Source organism: Niveispirillum cyanobacteriorum, assembly GCF_002868735.1.
Taxonomy (GTDB): domain Bacteria; phylum Pseudomonadota; class Alphaproteobacteria; order Azospirillales; family Azospirillaceae; genus Niveispirillum; species Niveispirillum cyanobacteriorum.
The window spans coordinates 417,858-434,668 of the sequence record NZ_CP025612.1 but is presented as its reverse complement, the minus strand read 5'-3'; the positions used below and the strand labels follow the sequence as shown (position 1 = coordinate 434,668).

Below are 16,811 nucleotides of genomic sequence, written 5' to 3'. Positions count from 1 at the left end.
CCTGACCATCCTTAGAAATCGACCGTGGTGGACAGTTTCACGGTGCGCGGCGCACCCTGCAGAAGGGTGCTGCTGAAACTGTCATAGGCTGATGCCCAGTAGCGCTTGTTGGCCACGTTATCGATGTTGAAGCGCAGGCTGACTGGCCTGTCATTCATCTCAAACACATAGCGCGCGCCGATATCGAACCGCGTCCAGGACCCGATTTCCAGGGTGTTGGCGGCGTTCACCTTCTGCTCCCCCGTCCGCACGACACGGCCCGTCAGAGTGGCCGCCGGCAGGAAGGGCAGATCCCATTCGATATTGCCGTTCAGGGTGTAGGACGGCACACCGGGCGCCCAGTTGCCCTCATTCACGCCACCGCCGGTCCGGCGCAACTCCGCCTTGCCGACGGACAGGCCACCGATCACGCGCAGGCCCTCTACCGGTTCGCCATCCAGGCTGAACTCCACACCCCGGTTGCGCTGCTCGCCGTCCAGCACATAGATCTGCTGCCCCGCCGGATTGGCCGGGTCCACGGGCCGGGTGAAGGCGCTGGGCTGCTTGGTCTGATAGAGGGCCAGCGACAGGCCAACACCACCAACGGCGACCTTGCCGCCGAGTTCATACTGCGTGGATTTGTACGGTGCGAACACCTCGCCGGAATTAACCAGCTTGGGGTCGATAGGCGCGCTCGGCCCCTGGGCCAGACCCTGGATGCGGTTGATGTAGACGGAGAGGCCGTCTACGGGCTTGATCACCAGACCGATGACGGGGGTATTGGCGCTCTCGTCATACTCGCCCGTCCGCGACCCGTCGGCATAGGAATAAGACTTCACCTGGATCGCCTGATGACGCAAGCCAACAGTCAACAAGGCACGGTCATCAAAGGCTCCAACAGTATCGGAGATGAACAGGCTGCCCAACTGCGACCGGCTCAGCGGGAACGGATCATCCAGGTCACCGCCAGCGAACAAGGTCGTGGGTTGTGTTGCTGCGGGTGTGTTGTACAGGTTGGTGGCATAGCCCCGCAGGAAATCATAGGCGTTGCGATTGACCTGCCAGATCATGGAGGCGCCGGCATTCACCTCATGGCTGATCGCGCCGGTCTTGAACTTGGCTCGGATACCCGCTTGCCCCGCCTCATTATTGTCGGTGCGCGGCACGAACATGCCGTCACCCGTGGCCGCCCCCGTCACCACATCGGTAACGGTGATGCCGCCATAAAGACCGCGTTCCGACCCATCCCGCGCGCCGAATGCCGCATAGGCGGTGACATCATCGGTCAGGTCATATTCGCCCTTCACCATGCCGTACAGGTCGCGCAGGGTGGAATAGGTCCACGGCTGACCATAATTGGCATCGGCATCGGGCACCTTGGGAATGGCGGTGGATACCGTCACCTTGGGTCGTAATTGCCGCACATGCATGCGCTGATAGGCCAGATCCAAACCCAGACGTGCGCGGTCGCCCGTCCAATCAATGCCGGCACCCAGCACATAGGCGCTGCGGAATTCCCCATCGACCGCGACCTCGCCTCGGCGGGCGGCACCGTTCACGCGAATGCCGATGCTGTCATCGGGTCCGGTACGGCGGGCAATGTCGAAGCTGCCGCCGACATGCTCATCCCCTGCATAGTTCAGGGTGGCACGGGTCAGCGGCTTGGTTCCGGCCCGCTTCGGCGTCAGGTTGACGCTGCCGCCGATACCCGAGCCGCCGGGTGCAGCCCCGTTCAGGAAGGCACTGGCGCCGTTCAGCACCTGCACCTGTTCGTATAGTTCAGGCGCAATCAACTGACGCGGCGTCAGACCATAAAGCCCGTCCAGCGCGATATCGTCGCCATAAAGCGGGAAGCCGCGGAGGATGAACAGTTCGGCCGCATTGCCAAACGCATAGCCGGTGCGGATGGAGGGATCATTCTCCAGCACTTGGCCCAACGTCTGCGGCTGCTGGTTCAAGATCAGGGCGGAGCCATAGGATTTGATGGCGAACGGCACATCCTCCGCCGCCTTGTCCCCCATAACGCCGACTGAACCACCCCGGATCACCTGTGTCTGGTTGCCCCGCTGGGCCGTCACCACGATCTCCGACAGGCTGTCCGCCGTCTGGGCCAGAGCCGGCAACGGTGCCAGCGCCGCAGCACTCGCCAGGATCAAAGCACGAAAACGCATCCGAAACCCCCATGCGGCGGTCCCAGCCGCCCTTCAGGACAAGATTGAAAATGCAAGCGACAGTCAGTCGCGCTCTTGAAGCTGAGAAATCACGAGCGCCGCACCTTGGTGGCCCAAGCCACGGCAAGGACGGGCACACCCAGCGCCGCCCAGGACAAGGCATCGCGCCAGCCGTCACCCGTCAGCGCGGCGACAAGCCCGATGGTGCTGAACAGCGCGATGGCGATGGGAGCTGCAAACACGGCCCAGAGCGACTGTCGTTTCATTCCGCCGCCCCCATGACGACGGATGCTTCGATCTCCCGCAGGCGCGCTTCCGAGGCCATGCCACGCTTTGCCAGCCACAGATACAGACCCGATCCCAGGATGATGATGCTGAACAGGTCCAGCACGGCCCAAAGCAGTTTCAGCGGCAGCCCGCCATAATCCCCGAAATGCAGCGGCTGTGACATCAACAGCGTCTGCACGTACCAGGGCAACGGGCGCATCGCCGTCAAGTCACCGGTCTGGGCATCGATAAGGGCCGGCGTCAGCAGCTTCTGGGTCAGGGGCGTGTCGCCCTGCAGGAACACGGCATAATGATGCTGTGTGCTGAACGCACCACCCGGAAAGGCCACGAACTGCACCCAGTTGCCGGGTGCGGCCTGCCGTGCGGTCGCCACCGCATCATGCAGGGAACCAAGCTGACCAGGCGGGATCGGCGCCAATCCTCTATAGGCACCCGTCAATTCCGCCAGTTCACCCTGCTGCCAGAGCTGAACAATGGGAGTAGCCAGCGTATTGATCACGCCCGTCAGGCCGACCACGCTGACCCAGGCCAGGGTCACGATGCCCAGAAGATTGTGATAATCCAGCCACCTGACGCGCGTAGACCGACTGGCTCGCACGGTACCGAAGGCCAGCTTGCGCATGAACGGCGCATACAGCACGACGCCCGATACGGTGGCCACGAAGAACAGCACGCCCATGAAGCCCAGGAACAGCATTCCGGGCAGGCCCAAGAACATGTCGGTGTGAAGCTGCAACAGGAAATGCATCACCCCGTCATCGGTGATCACACCGACCAGTTCGCCGGTACGCAAATCGTATGACCGCAGGGTCATTTCCGTTTCCGGCGAATCTGGGCGCGGTGCCGTCGTGACATTTACAACGGGCCGATCCTCGTCAAAGCTCATGAACAGGCCCGCATGGCCCGGACGGTCGGCCAGGGCGATGGCCATAATCTCATCCAGGGAACGGTTGGGTGCATCCGTGGCGGTCAGTGTCTGTTTATCCGCCCCCATCGCCTCGATCTCATCATGAAAGATCAGGGGCAGGCCGGTAAGGCACAGCATCAGCAGGAATGCCGTACAGATCAGGCTGGACCATTTATGGACCCAGAACCAGGCACGGATCGTCCGGGAGGACATTGATGAGACCGCCAGCATGATATTGCGATTAATTCGCATTTATAGGCATCGCGGGCAGACCGTTCAAGCGGCTGACGCAAATTGGGCCGACGCGTTCGGGCCATTTAGTGCTGAATTTGGGCCAGAAGGTGACGGCGCGCCGTCCCCGTCAGACCTCCATCACCGGGTAATCTTCCGGTAGATCCACCACGGTTGGTGCCGGAATTGGGCCAATATCAGTCAGGATCGTGCCCCAGGACCAACCCACGCCGAACCCTGCCAGCAGCAGCTTCTTCCGTCCCTCGGCCAACTCCGCGCCCAGGCGCGAACAGAGCGCCAACGGCACCGACGCGCTGCTGGTGTTGCCGTATTTCTCCATGTCGATGATGTATTTGACGGGATCGGCGCCAATTTTCTTGCGGATATGATCCAACATCATCTTGTTGGCCTGATGCGGGACGACATAATCCAGATCGCCCACCGTCACGCCCGCATCGGCCATTGCCTCTTTCAGCAGGCCCGGCACCGCACGCAGGGTGAAGGTGAAGACCTCCGCCCCGTTCAGATGCAGGCGGGCGTCGCGGTAAAGCCGCGTCATCTCCGCCTCCGACCGGGGCGGGTCAGTAGGGATAAGGCAATCGCGCTTACCCCCGGCCTTCACAAAAATATGCTTAGCCCCACCGCCGTCGGTGCCCAGGCTGACATGGATGGGGGATGCCCCCGGATCAATCTCCAGTGCTGTGGCCGAACCCGCATCTCCGAACAATGGCAGGGTCGCCTTGTCTTCCGGATGCAGCCAGCGGGTGGAGTTATCCCCACACAGGACCAGCGCGCGCTTGGCCGTACCCGCCAGCAGCCGTGCCGCCATCCAGACGCCATAGACAAAACCCGAACAGCCCAGGGTGACATCGAAGCAGGCCGCGGATGTCGGCAGGCCCAGATGTCGTTGCAGGACCGCCGCCGTAACCGGCAGCACGTAATCCACATCCTGGCTGACGAAAATCAGCACATCGACCGATGACGGTTCCCAGCCCAGTTGTTCCAGCAACCCTTCCGCTGCCGCCCGGCACATGTCCGACGCGCAATAGGGCCGGGGCAGAACGCGGCGCTCATAGACACCGATGCCGGCATGCAGCTTGCGCGCCTCCTCCGGCGTGAAGATGCCCGGTTCCTCGACAAAGGAATGGCGCTGACGCGGCACCACGGCCCGCACACCGGCGATCCGTACCCCTTCGATGGTGGCCTTCATGGCTTCACTGTCCTGACCTTCATGTCGTCCATCCAATAGACCACAAACCGGTATGGCGATCCAAGCGGGTGCACGGCCCATTGGGGCCACTCTTGCACCATGCACACCCCCTATGTTACAAATATCTCAATTATTTCTAGTATTTATGCCCCGTGAAACAGGGTACGTATTTGTGTTGCACCATGTTGCACGGGGGTTCTGGCACCCATGGCCCTGATCCTGATCCGCGCCGATGCCAGCCCGGCCAAGGGTACTGGCCATATCATGCGCTGCCTCGCCCTGGCGGAGGCATTGCGCGCCCAGGGTGACCATGTGGCCTTCGTCACGGCGGAGATTACACCATCGCTGGCCGATCGTCTGGCTGCGGATGGATGGGGTCATTACATCGTGACCGGCGACGGTCCGGCGGCAATGCTGGAACTTTCTAACCGGCTGAAGGCCGACGCTCTAGTCGTTGACAGCTACTGGCTGGATACCGATTGGCGGGCCGCCGTGCGGCCTGGGTTCCGGGCTGTGCTGGCGCTGGATGATCTGGCCGACCGTCCCCTACATGCGGATCTGGTCTGGAACCCCTCCCCGCTCGCCCACACCCTGCCCTATGACCGGCTGGCACCCGGCGCGGGTCTGCTGTTCGGGGATGCGTACCTGCTACTGCGTCAGGAGATTGCACGGGCGGCGTTGGGGCCACGGCTGCCCCTGGCCGACCGCGACAGCATCCTGCTGACTTTCGGCGGCTCTGATCCGGCGGGCCTGACGGTGCCGGTGGTGAAGCGACTGGCCCCTGCACTGCCCGCCGGCATGCATCTGGACGTGGTGGCGGGTGGCAGCAACCCCGCTCTGGACTGTATCCGCGCCGCCTGCGCCCGGTTTCCAGATCAGGTGCGACTGCATGTGGACAGCCGGCGAATGGGGGAGTTGATGGCGGGTGCCGGGCTGGCGGTCACGGCGGGCGGCGGCACAGTCGGGGAACTGGCGACCCTGGCCGTGCCCACCTTGCTGGTGGTGGTTGCCGACAATCAGGCCCCCGCCGCCGATGATGCGCGGGCCAAGGGCTGGGCCGCTGTTGTCGATGCGCGGGGGCACCGGATGGCGGCTGACTCGATTGTGGAAAGGACCCTATCGCTCTGGTCCGACCTGTGCACCCGTACCACCCTGTCCCACCGCATCTCTGCCGGTGGCATCGACGGGCGCGGGGCGGAGCGGGTGTCGGCGGCGCTGCGGAACCTGCTGACGTAGGTCAGGGCGAGGGCTTGACGCCCCCGACCTGACCTATGGTTTAAACCAACCCCTCTAACACCCCCCGTAGATCCGCAGGCAGGGTGACAGGTCGGCGGCTGTCGCGATCGACATAGACATGGATGAAATGCCCGGCGGCGGCGGCACTGTCGGCCCCTTCGCGGAAGATACCAACCTCGTACCGGACAGAGCTGTTGCCCAGATGGGCGACCTTGATGCCGGCCTCCAACGTGTCGGGAAAGGCCACCGACGCGAAGTACCGGCACCCCGTTTCCACCACCAGCCCGATGGTGCCGCCGCCATGGATGTCCAGGACACCCTTTTCGATCAGATAGGCGTTCACCGCCGTGTCGAAATAGGAATAGTAAGTGACGTTGTTGACGTGACCATAGACGTCATTGTCCATCCAGCGCGTGTCCAGCCGGCGGAAATGCCGGAAATCGGCGCGGGTCGGGGCGATCGGACGGGACATGGGCTCTCCTTCTCAACTCATCTTGCGGATCACGCCTTCCTGCGCCGTGCTGGCGATCAGGCGGCCTGTCCGGTCATAGATGCGGCCCTGGTTCAGACCGCGTCCGCCACCAGACCAGGGGCTGTGCGTAGTGTAGAGCAGCCAATCATCGGCCCGGAAATCCCGCTCATGCAGCCAGACGGCATGGTCCAGGCTGGCCCCCTTGGCAGTCCCCGCCAACCAGTTCAGCCCGTGCGGCAGCAGTGAGGAGCCCAGCAACACCATGTCGGAAACATAGGCCAGCGCCACCCGGTGCAGGTCGGCATCGTCCGGCAGCGGGGCCACCACACGGAACCAGACATGCTGCACCGGGTCGTGCGGCTGCCCATCCGTCGGGTCCACGCGGTTCACATGGCGCAGTTCCACGGCCCGGCGACGGCGCAAAAAAGCTTGGGCCGGTGCCGGCAGCTTGTCGATGAAGCTTTTCACGATCTCCGCCTCGGGCGGCAGATCCTCAGGCCGGGGAACGGCCGGCATGCGGTAATCGGTGTGGGCTAACCCCTCTTCCGGCCGGTGGAATGAGGCGGTCAGGGTCAGGATCGGTTCGCCACCCTGGATCGCCTCCACCCGGCGGGTGGCAAAGCTGCGTCCATCGAAATCGCGGTGGACACGCAGGTCGATGGGGAAATTCTCATCCCCCCCGCGCATGAAATAGGCATGCAGAGAATGGGCAATGCGCCCCCCCTCAACGGTACGGATGGCCGCGGCCAGGGCTTGGGCCACCACCTGCCCGCCGAACACGCGGCCCTTGCCGCCGATCTGGCGTGACCCCTGGTAAAGGTCCGGGCCCAGTTCGCTGACCGTCAGCAGGCGGACCAGCCGCTCTACCATCTCTTCCGGGCCGGGACCCGTCTCTGCCGCTTCCATCGCGGTTACCCCATGTTCAAACATACGTATTACTATCCCGGTCGCGGGGCTTGGCTGGCAAGTCCGGTGGCGGCATGGGTGATTTGCTTGTAGAAAGTCCGGCCATCGACATTGCAGCCTAGGACTATCATGGACCGCCTGACCATCGACGCTTCGCCCCGCCCGCTGATCGACGGGACACCCGCCATCTCCGCGCTGGGCTGGGGCATGTGGCGGTACCATGATGACGATGTCGCCGCCGCCACGGCGCGTTCCATGGCCGCACTGGAGGCCGGGATCACCTTGTTCGACACCGCCGACATCTACGGTTTCGGCCATGAGCATGGTTTCGGCGCGGCGGAGGCTTTGTTCGGGCGGGTGCTGGCCGCCAATCCGGGCCTGCGCGACCGGATCGTGCTGGCCACGAAGGGGGGTATCCTGCCTCCCATCCCTTATTGGTCGCGCGGGTCCCGCCTGATCGAAACCTGCGAGGCATCGCTGCGCCGGCTGGGGGTGGAAAGCATTGACCTGTATCAGATCCATCGCCCCGACCTCCTGGCCCATCCCGCCGAACTGGCCGCAGCATTGGACACACTGCGCCAGCAGGGCAAAATTAGGGCGGCAGGCGTGTCGAACTATACCCCGACGCAGTTCGCGGCCCTGGCCGCCCACATGCCCTTCCCCCTGATCTCCATCCAGCCGGAATTCTCCCCCCTGCATACCGATCCGCTGTTCGACGGGGTGCTGGATCAGGCGCTGGAACGCAATCTGGCCGTGCTGTCATGGTCGCCCCTTGGCGGTGGACGCCTGCTCGGTGCAGCCGATGACGCCCGCACGCAAGCGGTGGCCGTCGCCTTGGACGCGATTGCCGCCCGTCAGGGGGCGACGCGCGCCGCCGTCGCCTATGCCTGGGGCATGGCCCATCCGTCCCGCCCCATCCCCCTGATCGGCAGCCAGACCCCGGACCGCATCCGGGAGGCCACCGACGCCTTCAAGGTGGAGATGACGGGGGCCGAATGGTACGCGGTGCTGGTGGCCGCCATGGGTAAACCCTTGCCCTAACGGCCCGCCCGCCATCCGCGCAGCAACAGGGCATTGCCGACGACACAGACGCTGGACGCCGCCATGGCGGCCCCCGCCAGCATCGGGTTCAGAAGACCCGCCATGGCCAGCGGCACACCCACCAGATTGTAGATGAAGGCCCAGAACAGGTTCTGCCGGATCTTCGTGACGGTCCGGCGGGACACCGCGATGGCATCGGCCACCAGGGCTGGGTCGCCCCGCATCAGGGTGATGCCCGCCGCCCGCATGGCCACATCGGTGCCGGTGCCCATGGCGATGCCGACATCGGCGGCGGCCAGGGCGGGGGCGTCATTGATGCCATCGCCGACCATGGCCACAACCCGACCACCTGCCTTCAACCGGGCCAGAGCCTGCCCCTTGTCCTGCGGTAGCAATTCGGCAAGCACCTCATCCAAGCCCAGCGCCGCCGCCGTCGCGCCCCCTGCCCCGGCATTGTCGCCGGTCAGCATGATGGTGCGCACGCCCAGCGCCTTCAGCCGGGCAATGGCTGCCGGCGCTGTCTGCTTGACCTTGTCACCAAAGGCGATCAGGCCCAGCACCTGTCCATCGACAGCCAGCCAGGACAAGCTGTGCCCCCGTGTGGTCAGTCCCCGTGCAACAGTGTCCAGCGCCGCGATCTCTACCCCACGCTCCGCCATCAGACGACCATTGCCCAGCAGCAGGGCACGCCCGTCCAGCACCCCCTCCACGCCCAGGCCCGGTAGGGTACGGATGTCCTCCGCTGCCCCCACATCCGGCATGGCATCACGTACGGCCTGGGCCAGGGGGTGGCTGCTGCCGGCCTGAAGGGCGGCGGCAAGGCGCAGGACCGTGCCCTTGTCCATACTCGCCACCGGCTGCACCGCCACGATTGCGGGCCGGCCTTCGGTAAGGGTACCGGTCTTGTCAAAGGCCACGACGCCGATATCCCGGGCCCGTTCCAGCGCCTCCGCATCGCGGATCAGGATACCGGCCCGTGCGGCAGCCCCCGTGCCCACCATCAGGGCCGTCGGCGTCGCCAGACCCAGTGCACAGGGACAGGCGATGACCAGCACGGACACGGCATTAATCATCGCCGCCTCCACCCCGGCCCCCGCCAGCAGCCAACCCAGAAGGGTCAGCAGCGCCAGTACCAGGATGAGGGGCACGAAAATGGCACTGACCTTGTCCACAATCCGCTGGATTGGGGCTTTGGCCGCCCCCGCCTCCTCCACCATGCGGATGATGCGGGCCAGCGTGCTGTCGGCCCCCAGCGCCCCCACCGTCACCGCAATGAACCCGTCCAGGTTCATCGACCCGCCCGTCACCGCCGCGCCAATCCCCTTGGCGACGGGCAGGCTTTCGCCGGTAATCATGCTTTCATCCAGATGGGTGGCGCCCTCCAGGATGGTGCCATCAACCGGCACCTGTTCGCCGGCCCGGACCAGCGCCACGTCACCACGACGCAGCTCGGTGATGGGCAGCGTCATCTCCGCCCCGTCGCGGCGCACCCGGGCGACCTGCGGACGCAGGGCCATCAGCGCCTCAATGGCGGCCCCCGTCTTGCGCTTGGCCCGCACTTCCAGCCAGCGGCCCAGCAACAGCATGGCGATAATGGTGGCCGACGCCTCATAATACAGGTGCGGCACATGCCCTTCATGGGCATTCAGCGCCATCCAGCCCGACAGGCCCCACCCGGCCAGCGTGCCCAGCACCACCAGTACATCCATATTGGCCGCCCCATGCCGCGCGGCGTTCCACGCACCGGCATAGAAGGGCCAGCCGAGGCCGAACTGAACCAGCGAACCCAGCATAACTTGCGCCCAGACTGGCAGTATCGGTCCGCCCAGCATGGGCAGCAGCAGTGGGACAGCCAGTAGCAGGGCCAGTGCTGCCCGCGTGCCCTCCCCCAGTACCGGCTCCCGCCTTCCACCGGACAGCGGTACAGCGTCTTCTGCAACCGCCGGTACTGCCCCGTAGCCCGCCATGGTAACGGCAGCGATCAAGTCCGCCTCCGCCACCTCTGCGGCATCGATCAAGGCCGTACCGGTGGCCTGGGAGATTTTTACGTCGATGACACCGGGTACGGCGCGCAGGGCCTTCTCCACCCTCCCAACACAGCCCGCACAGCGCATTCCTGTCAGCTTCAGGCGCAACGGTTCTATCAGCGGAGTATAGCCGGCAGCACTGATGGCAGCGACAACGGCTGCCGGCATTTTAGCGTCTGCGTCAGCGGTTGGGGTCACCATCACGCGCCCACTGGCCAGATTGATGCTGACACCGGCCACGCCGGACAGCTTGCCGACCGCTTTCTCCACGCGACCAACACAGGAAACACAGTTCATGCCCTTTACAGGCAGGGACAGAATTGCAGACATGACACCCCCGAACCAGAGCAGGCCGGATCAGGCAAGCATGATGGAAAGCAGCAGTCATTGACCAGCCGCAATCCCTGCCCTTCCGGCAATGTCTCAGGGTTCTGAACCTTCCCACAATGGGAAGGTCAAGAGGGATTCTTCATGGGGCGATGAGATGCCGGACCAGCGGTGGTTCGGTGCCGAGGTGGAAGCCACGCACAGCCTCCTGATCCTCCCGGTCAGCATGGGTGACACGTTCATGTTGGCGCAGATGTTCGAGCCAGCTTTCCAGGACAAAGCTCTCGACCATGCGGCCCGGCTCGGCGGCATCCTCATATAGCGCCCAGCTGATGGCGCCGTCGCGGTGACGGATGCGACGCAGGGTGCGCATGGCGCGGGTGAAATCGGCCTTGCGGGTGGGGTCGATCAGGTACTCCACGGTGATCATCACTGGCCCCCGGTCGGTGGGACTGTCCACCGCCACGATAGGGGAAGGCCAGTGGGATGACGGCGCAATATTGCCCGCCATGTCGCCCTTGATCTGCCAGCGCAGGGCCAGCCCGAGGGCTAGCACCATACCGGATGCGGCAATCAGCAGGGTGTTGGGAATGCCCAGATGCCCGGCGGCAAAGCCCCAACCGGCACTGCCGGCCGCCATAGAACCCTGGAAGACCAGCAGGTTTATGGCCAGCGCGCGGGCCTTCACCCAGCTGGGGGCCGCTGTCTGTGCGGCGACATTGAAGCTGGACAGCATGGTGATCCAGGCCATGCCGGCCAGGGACATGCAGGAGGCGGCCTGCGCGAAGTTATGGGCGAAGGCCAGGGCCGTGCTGACGGCGGCGAAAAGCAGGGTGGCGGCCACGGTCAGGCCATTGGCCGACAACACCTTGCGCACGTGGGGCAGAAACACGGCCCCGACAATGGCACCCGCCCCCATGCTGCCCAGCAACGCGCCATATTCGGCAGCCCCCAGGCCCAGTTCGCGGCGTGCGATGATGGGCACAAACGCCCAGAGGGCGCTGGCAAACACGAAGAAACCGACCGACCGGATCAAGACCGTGCGCAGGGCCGGGGAATGGCGAACATAGCGGGCGCCAGCTCGCAGAGCGCCGGTGAAATGCTCGGCCGGCAGGGTGGCATGCTTGGCCTCCCGCTTCCAGGCGATCAACACGATCCAGACACCCAGCACCGACAGGGCATTCAACGCGAACACCGCCGCCGGCCCCGCCGCCGCGATGATGAAGCCGCCAAGCGCAGGGCCGATGGCGCGGGAGATATTGATACCCAGACTGTTCAGAGAGATCGCTTCCGGCAGGGCCGATTTGGGCACCAGTTCCGGCACGATGGCCTGAAAGGCCGGAGCCGAAAGGGCCGCCCCGGTGGCCAGCGCGAAGGTTAGGCCCAGCAGAAGGCCCGGCCCTGTAAGCCCCTGAAAGGTGGCCAGGGCCAGCAGCCCGGCGCAGATCAGCGCCCAGAGCTGCGCCAGGATCAGCAGCCGGCGGCGGTCGACAATATCGGCCAGCGCCCCACCCGGCAGGGCAAACAGGAACATGGGCAGGGTGGTCGCCGCCTGAACCAGCGCCACCATGATGGGAGCGTCAGACAGGCTGGTCATCAACCAGCCGGCCCCGGCATCATGCATCCAGGTGCCGACATTAGACACGATGGTGGCAATCCACAGCGCCCGGAACAGAGGCAACCGCAAGGGGCTTTGGGCTGGGCTGTTGGTATCTGCCATCAGGATCGGCCTTTGCGATGGGTCAGGATGGCGGCCAGCACCAAACCGCCAATCAACCCGACATGTTCCAGGAAGGTATTGCGCTCATGAAACCGCAGCATCGGATCGGCCGCAGTCCAGAACGGATGCGCAATCAGGGTGGCCAGCGCCGTGAACACGCCAAGCGCCCCCGCCCCCAACCAGGCAAACCGTCCCGTGATCAGCGCCGCCGACCCGCCCAGCTGGACGATCAGCGTGGCGACCACCGTCACCCAGGCCGGTTCCAGCCCAAAATGCGCCGCCTCTGCCAGAGCGCCATCCAGGTCCAGCAGCTTGGCGATGCCGCTGGTCCAGAAGGGCAAGGTAAGCAGAATACGGGCGCCCAAGTTGAGCGCGGGGCTTTCCAGCAGTGCGGCTATGGGGACGAGTGCGTCGCGCATCTCAAACAGCCCAGCAGCCGCAACCGAACGCGCCCCAGAACCCGGCCTCGTCCGCTGCCGGGGCCGGGCTGGCATAGGAAGCTGCGTGGTCATGGCCGTGGACTGCGCAGGAGGAGGCACAGCCGCAGAGGGAGCCCATCTTCAAGAGCTTGCCATCCTTGTCCCGCGCCGGCTGCCAGTAGCCGCCGAAGGTGCGCACGGGCGACCAGTCGGGCATGGGCTTGGGCAGGTCGGGGGCCAGGGGGGCGTAATCGCCCGATCCATGCACAACCTTGCCGCCCAGCAGGGTCAGGACGGAGGTAATGCGTGGGATATCGCTTTCCGGCACGCTGAAATAATCGTCGGACAGGACGATCAGGTCAGCCAGTTGCCCCGCCTTTACCAGCCCCTTCTTGCCCTGTTCGTTGGAAAACCAGGTATTGGCCTCTGTCCACAGGCGTAGGGCTGTTTCACGGTCCAGTCTGTTGGCGGGCGGATACAGGCTGGTGCCGCCCACCGTCTTGCCGCTGACCAGCCAGGATAGGGAGACCCAGGGATTATAGCTGGCGACCCGTGTCGCATCAGTGCCGGCCCCAACGGGAATGCCCGCCGCCATCATCTTCGCGATGGGCGGCGTCGCCTCGGCGGCCTTGGCGCCATAGCGGTCGACGAAGTATTCGCCCTGATAGGCCATACGGTGCTGTACCGCGATGCCGCCGCCCAGGGCTGCGATGCGGTCGATATTGCGCTGGTCGATGGTTTCCGCATGGTCGAAGAACCAGTGCAGCCCGTTGAAGGGCACGTCCCGGTTCACCCGTTCAAACACGTCCAGCGCGCGGGTGATGGTCTCGTTGTAAGTGGCGTGCAGGCGCCAGGGCCAGCGGTTCTCCACCAGCAGGCGGACCACGGGTTCCAGGTCGCTTTCCATATTGGGCGGCATCTCTGGCCGCTCCACCCGGAAATCCTCAAAATCTGCGGCGGAATAGACCAGCATCTCGCCGGCGCCATTATGACGGTAGGTATCGTCCCCCTGCCCCGGTGTCACCTGTTTGGCCCAGCCGGAAAAATCCGCCAGTTCCTGCTTCGGCTTCTGTGTGAACAGATTGTAGGAGATGCGCAGGGTCAACTCGCCATCGCCATGCAATTTCTCGATTATGGCATAATCGTCGGGATAATTCTGGAACCCCCCGCCGGCATCGATAACGCCGGTGACCCCCAGCCGGTTCATCTCCCGCATGAAATGCCGGGTGGAATTCAACTGATACTCGGGCGGCAGTTTGGGCCCCTTGGCCAGCGTCGCGTACAGGATGGTGGCGTTGGGCTTGGCCAGCAGCAGGCCCGTCGGCTCCCCATTCTGATCGCGCTGGATCTCACCACCCGGCGGGTTGGGCGTATCGCGCGTATAACCGACGGCACGCAGGGCCGCTCGGTTCAGCAGGGCACGGTCATAGAGATGCAGGATGAAAACCGGCGTGTCGGGGGCCGCCTGGTTGATCTCATCCAGGGTCGGCAGGCGCTTCTCCACGAACTGATGTTCGGTGAAGCCGCCGACGATGCGCACCCATTGCGGCGGCGGGGTCACCTCCGCCTGTTTCTTCAGCATGGCCATGGCGTCGGCCAGGGTCGGCACCCCGTCCCAACGCAGCTCCATATTATAGTTCAGGCCGCCCCGGATGATGTGCATATGGCTATCGATCAGGCCGGGGATGACGCGGCGGCCCTTAGCGTCGATGATGCTGACGTCAGGGCCGGATGCTGCCCGCACCTCAGCCTCTGTGCCGACGGCCAGGATACGTCCGTCGCGGATGGCGACGGCCTGGGCCTGCGGATTGGCGCGGTCCAGGGTGGTGACCTTGGCGTTGGTCAGGATCAGGTCTTTGGTTGGCATGGCGGCTTTCCCCGGGTCGGCCAGAAAAGGTGTCATCAGCAGGGACGCAGCCCCGGCCATGGTGGTGCGGCGTGTCGGCCCGGTCATGCTTTCCGGTCCTGGTCGCCTGGCAGGCGGCCCATCACATGCTGGGCACAATCCTCACGCAGATAGGCCGTCACCGCCTCGCCTGCGTAAAGACGCTTGGCCAGCGGCACGATCTGCTCCCCCAACAGAATGCCCAGAAGCCCGATCAGCGCAATGGTCGGCGGCGCCGGGGAGCGCACATTCAGCAGGCTGTAGATGACGCCGACCAGCAGGCCAGCCCCCAGCGACAGGAGATAGGGCTTCATGGATTGGCTCCCCATATTTCGGGCGGGATAAAAGGGGCGGCGATCACCGCCGCCGCCCGGCACCTGAGGGAACTATCAGTGCCCTTCGGACGCCCCGAACATGGTCTTGGCGTAAATGATGCCCAGGCCATAGGCACCGCCGAACTTCTTGGCGATACCGGTGGTCAGCTCGTAGGTCTCACCGCGTGCCCAGTCGCGCTGCAGCTCCAGCATATACTGAAGCGAGGTCATGGGGCGCACGCCGGCCTGAATCATGCGTTCCATGGCGCGTTCATGCGCCTCGTCCGACACATCGCCGCAGGCATCGGCGATCACATACACCTCATAGCCCTGGGCCAGGGCCGACAGGGTGGGGCCGACGATGCAGACCGAGGTCCACAGACCGCAGAACACAAGGCGATCTTTGCCGATCTTGTTCACAACCTCGATCACGCCGGCATCCTCCCAGGTGTTCATGGAGGTCCGGTCCAGCAGCTTCTCGCCCGGAAAGGCGTCGGTGATCTCATTGAACATGGGGCCGGAGAAGCTCTTCTCCGCCACCGTCGTCAGGATGGTGGAAACACCAAAGCCCTTTGCGGCATGAGCCACCAGGGCGGCGTTATTGCGCAGCTGAACCGCGTCGATGGACTTGGTGGCAAAGGCCATCTGCGACTGGAAGTCGATCATGATCAGAGTGTGATCAGCGGGCGACAGCAGCAGCGGGCCGGGGGTCGGGGTCGCGACGATGGACATGGGGTCGTTCCTTCTGCCAGGGCACGGGGCGGGTCTTGCGCTCAAGAACCCTGCCGTCCTGAATTCATGGAAAAGGCGGTATGGATGGCGACGGGTGTTTCCCGTTCAGCGCCAATCCTAACCACCAACGCCCCGCTGTTGCTTGCGCGAAAGTCCGGCTTTTAGAACTTTTAACCTACGGCATCACCTGAATATCCACCCGCCGGCGCGACGTCTCCGTCAACCCGTCAAAGGCCGGGTCCGCCAGGGGGGCCGGGTTCTGTTTCCATTCAACGCGCACTTTGTTTGCCGGTACACCCAGGCTGACCAGCCAGAGCCGCGCCATCTCCGCCCGCGTCTTGCCAAGGGCCGCCGGCTCGGCAAGGCTTTGCCCTGAAACATGCACGGGCTCGGTCTCCGCATAACCGGTAATAACCACATTGCCGCCCGATGCCTTGGCATAGGTGGCGGCTCTCACCAGCATCCAGTCGCTTTGCTGGTAGACCACAAAATCTCGGCCGAAATCGAAGGGGATGGGGAACAGCTGGGCGGTGTAGGGCGGCGGTGGAGCCGGTTCCGGCGCGTAAAGCGGACGGATATTGCGGGCCGGCAGAACGAAACGCCGGCCCGGAAAGCCTTCCGCCGGGATCAATACCCGCGTACAGGCCTGTGCAGGCAGAATCGATACCCGCACCGGTTCCAGCACCACAGAACCGCAGGCATTATCCTGCTTATCCGCAATCCGTCCTTCGACGAGTACCGCCATGGACCAGTCGGGCTTGGTCGCCGACTGGGTAATGTCGAAACGCCGGCCCGTCTCCCGCTCCTCCGCCAGCCAGCATCCGGATTTGCGGCCCGCGTCAGTGTCGCGATAGACGGGGCAAGAGATGAAGCGCACGGCGTCTGCCGCCTGCGCAACACTGTTGAACGAAAGAAGCGCCAGCAGCGCCATCATGATCCGCCGCAT

At 64.5% G+C, this 16,811-nt stretch carries 15 protein-coding genes; 2 read left to right on the top strand and 13 right to left on the bottom strand.

Going from position 1 to position 16,811, the window contains the following annotated elements; translation table 11 throughout:
• Nucleotides 1-11: 11 nt before the first annotated feature.
• The 4 genes from C0V82_RS17820 to C0V82_RS17810 all read right to left on the bottom strand — a co-directional run bounded on the left by C0V82_RS17820 (nt 12) and on the right by C0V82_RS17810 (nt 4,786).
• Nucleotides 12-2,150, bottom strand: a complete 2,139-nt coding sequence (locus C0V82_RS17820; RefSeq protein ID WP_102113795.1) for a TonB-dependent receptor — start codon at nt 2,148-2,150, stop codon at nt 12-14.
• Nucleotides 2,151-2,239: 89 nt separating this feature from the next.
• A complete protein-coding gene (locus tag C0V82_RS27290; RefSeq protein WP_188595126.1) occupies nt 2,240-2,416 on the bottom strand; it encodes a hypothetical protein in 177 nt (58 codons plus the stop codon).
• Nucleotides 2,413-3,558, bottom strand: coding sequence for a PepSY-associated TM helix domain-containing protein (locus tag C0V82_RS17815; RefSeq protein ID WP_102113794.1), 1,146 nt, complete (start codon nt 3,556-3,558; stop codon nt 2,413-2,415). Before C0V82_RS17815 ends, C0V82_RS27290 begins: the two co-directional genes overlap by 4 nt.
• A 148-nt stretch (nt 3,559-3,706) precedes the next feature.
• Entirely contained in the window at nt 3,707-4,786 is a 1,080-nt protein-coding gene (locus tag C0V82_RS17810) for a 3-oxoacyl-ACP synthase III family protein (protein WP_102113793.1), read from the bottom strand.
• Between the two features lie 207 nt (nt 4,787-4,993).
• Between C0V82_RS17810 and pseG the strand changes: the two genes are divergently transcribed.
• Nucleotides 4,994-6,022, top strand: a complete 1,029-nt coding sequence (pseG, locus tag C0V82_RS17805; protein WP_102113792.1) for a UDP-2,4-diacetamido-2,4,6-trideoxy-beta-L-altropyranose hydrolase — start codon at nt 4,994-4,996, stop codon at nt 6,020-6,022.
• A 40-nt stretch (nt 6,023-6,062) separates the two neighbouring features.
• Here the strand turns inward: pseG and C0V82_RS17800 are convergent, their stop codons facing one another.
• A complete protein-coding gene (locus C0V82_RS17800; protein ID WP_102113791.1) occupies nt 6,063-6,494 on the bottom strand; it encodes an acyl-CoA thioesterase in 432 nt (143 codons plus the stop codon).
• Nucleotides 6,495-6,506: 12 nt separating this feature from the next.
• Nucleotides 6,507-7,424, bottom strand: a complete 918-nt coding sequence (locus tag C0V82_RS17795; RefSeq protein ID WP_199772583.1) for an acyl-CoA thioesterase — start codon at nt 7,422-7,424, stop codon at nt 6,507-6,509.
• Nucleotides 7,425-7,529: 105 nt separating this feature from the next.
• Here C0V82_RS17795 and C0V82_RS17790 point away from each other — a divergent pair, with 105 nt between their 5' ends.
• Complete coding sequence (locus C0V82_RS17790) at nt 7,530-8,441, top strand: aldo/keto reductase (RefSeq protein WP_199772582.1); 912 nt, start codon at nt 7,530-7,532, stop codon at nt 8,439-8,441.
• On the opposite strand, the gene C0V82_RS17785 is transcribed toward C0V82_RS17790, so the two are convergent.
• From C0V82_RS17785 to C0V82_RS17755, 7 genes are all read right to left on the bottom strand, one after another.
• Nucleotides 8,438-10,798 carry a heavy metal translocating P-type ATPase gene (locus C0V82_RS17785; protein ID WP_102113790.1) on the bottom strand — a complete coding sequence of 787 codons (2,361 nt, stop codon included), beginning with the start codon at nt 10,796-10,798 and terminating at the stop codon, nt 8,438-8,440. The genes C0V82_RS17790 and C0V82_RS17785 overlap by 4 nt on opposite strands.
• Nucleotides 10,799-10,937: 139 nt before the next feature.
• Nucleotides 10,938-12,515, bottom strand: coding sequence for an MFS transporter (locus C0V82_RS17780; RefSeq protein WP_102113789.1), 1,578 nt, complete (start codon nt 12,513-12,515; stop codon nt 10,938-10,940).
• A complete protein-coding gene (locus C0V82_RS17775; protein ID WP_102113788.1) occupies nt 12,515-12,934 on the bottom strand; it encodes a DoxX family protein in 420 nt (139 codons plus the stop codon). Before C0V82_RS17775 ends, C0V82_RS17780 begins: the two co-directional genes overlap by 1 nt.
• Before the next feature lies 1 nt (nt 12,935).
• A complete protein-coding gene (locus tag C0V82_RS17770) occupies nt 12,936-14,888 on the bottom strand; it encodes an amidohydrolase (RefSeq protein WP_188595125.1) in 1,953 nt (650 codons plus the stop codon).
• Nucleotides 14,885-15,133, bottom strand: coding sequence for a DUF1427 family protein (locus C0V82_RS17765; RefSeq protein ID WP_102113787.1), 249 nt, complete (start codon nt 15,131-15,133; stop codon nt 14,885-14,887). The genes C0V82_RS17770 and C0V82_RS17765 overlap by 4 nt, the downstream gene beginning before the upstream one ends.
• 75 nt (nt 15,134-15,208) lie before the next feature.
• Nucleotides 15,209-15,865 carry a hydrolase gene (locus C0V82_RS17760; RefSeq protein ID WP_102113786.1) on the bottom strand — a complete coding sequence of 219 codons (657 nt, stop codon included), beginning with the start codon at nt 15,863-15,865 and terminating at the stop codon, nt 15,209-15,211.
• A 175-nt stretch (nt 15,866-16,040) separates the two neighbouring features.
• A complete protein-coding gene (locus tag C0V82_RS17755; protein WP_102113785.1) occupies nt 16,041-16,811 on the bottom strand; it encodes an OmpA family protein in 771 nt (256 codons plus the stop codon).

Bases quoted from the DNA above. Each gene is read 5' to 3' on its own strand.
- C0V82_RS17820 (WP_102113795.1), bottom strand. From the start codon at position 2,150: ATGCGTTTTCGTGCTTTGATCCTGGCGAGTGCTGCGGCGCTGGCACCG.
- C0V82_RS27290 (WP_188595126.1), bottom strand. From the start codon at position 2,416: ATGAAACGACAGTCGCTCTGGGCCGTGTTTGCAGCTCCCATCGCCATC.
- C0V82_RS17815 (WP_102113794.1), bottom strand. From the start codon at position 3,558: ATGTCCTCCCGGACGATCCGTGCCTGGTTCTGGGTCCATAAATGGTCC.
- C0V82_RS17810 (WP_102113793.1), bottom strand. From the start codon at position 4,786: ATGAAGGCCACCATCGAAGGGGTACGGATCGCCGGTGTGCGGGCCGTG.
- pseG (WP_102113792.1), top strand. From the start codon at position 4,994: ATGGCCCTGATCCTGATCCGCGCCGATGCCAGCCCGGCCAAGGGTACT.
- C0V82_RS17800 (WP_102113791.1), bottom strand. From the start codon at position 6,494: ATGTCCCGTCCGATCGCCCCGACCCGCGCCGATTTCCGGCATTTCCGC.
- C0V82_RS17795 (WP_199772583.1), bottom strand. From the start codon at position 7,424: ATGTTTGAACATGGGGTAACCGCGATGGAAGCGGCAGAGACGGGTCCC.
- C0V82_RS17790 (WP_199772582.1), top strand. From the start codon at position 7,530: ATGGACCGCCTGACCATCGACGCTTCGCCCCGCCCGCTGATCGACGGG.
- C0V82_RS17785 (WP_102113790.1), bottom strand. From the start codon at position 10,798: ATGTCTGCAATTCTGTCCCTGCCTGTAAAGGGCATGAACTGTGTTTCC.
- C0V82_RS17780 (WP_102113789.1), bottom strand. From the start codon at position 12,515: ATGGCAGATACCAACAGCCCAGCCCAAAGCCCCTTGCGGTTGCCTCTG.
- C0V82_RS17775 (WP_102113788.1), bottom strand. From the start codon at position 12,934: ATGCGCGACGCACTCGTCCCCATAGCCGCACTGCTGGAAAGCCCCGCG.
- C0V82_RS17770 (WP_188595125.1), bottom strand. From the start codon at position 14,888: ATGACCGGGCCGACACGCCGCACCACCATGGCCGGGGCTGCGTCCCTG.
- C0V82_RS17765 (WP_102113787.1), bottom strand. From the start codon at position 15,133: ATGAAGCCCTATCTCCTGTCGCTGGGGGCTGGCCTGCTGGTCGGCGTC.
- C0V82_RS17760 (WP_102113786.1), bottom strand. From the start codon at position 15,865: ATGTCCATCGTCGCGACCCCGACCCCCGGCCCGCTGCTGCTGTCGCCC.
- C0V82_RS17755 (WP_102113785.1), bottom strand. From the start codon at position 16,811: ATGCGGCGGATCATGATGGCGCTGCTGGCGCTTCTTTCGTTCAACAGT.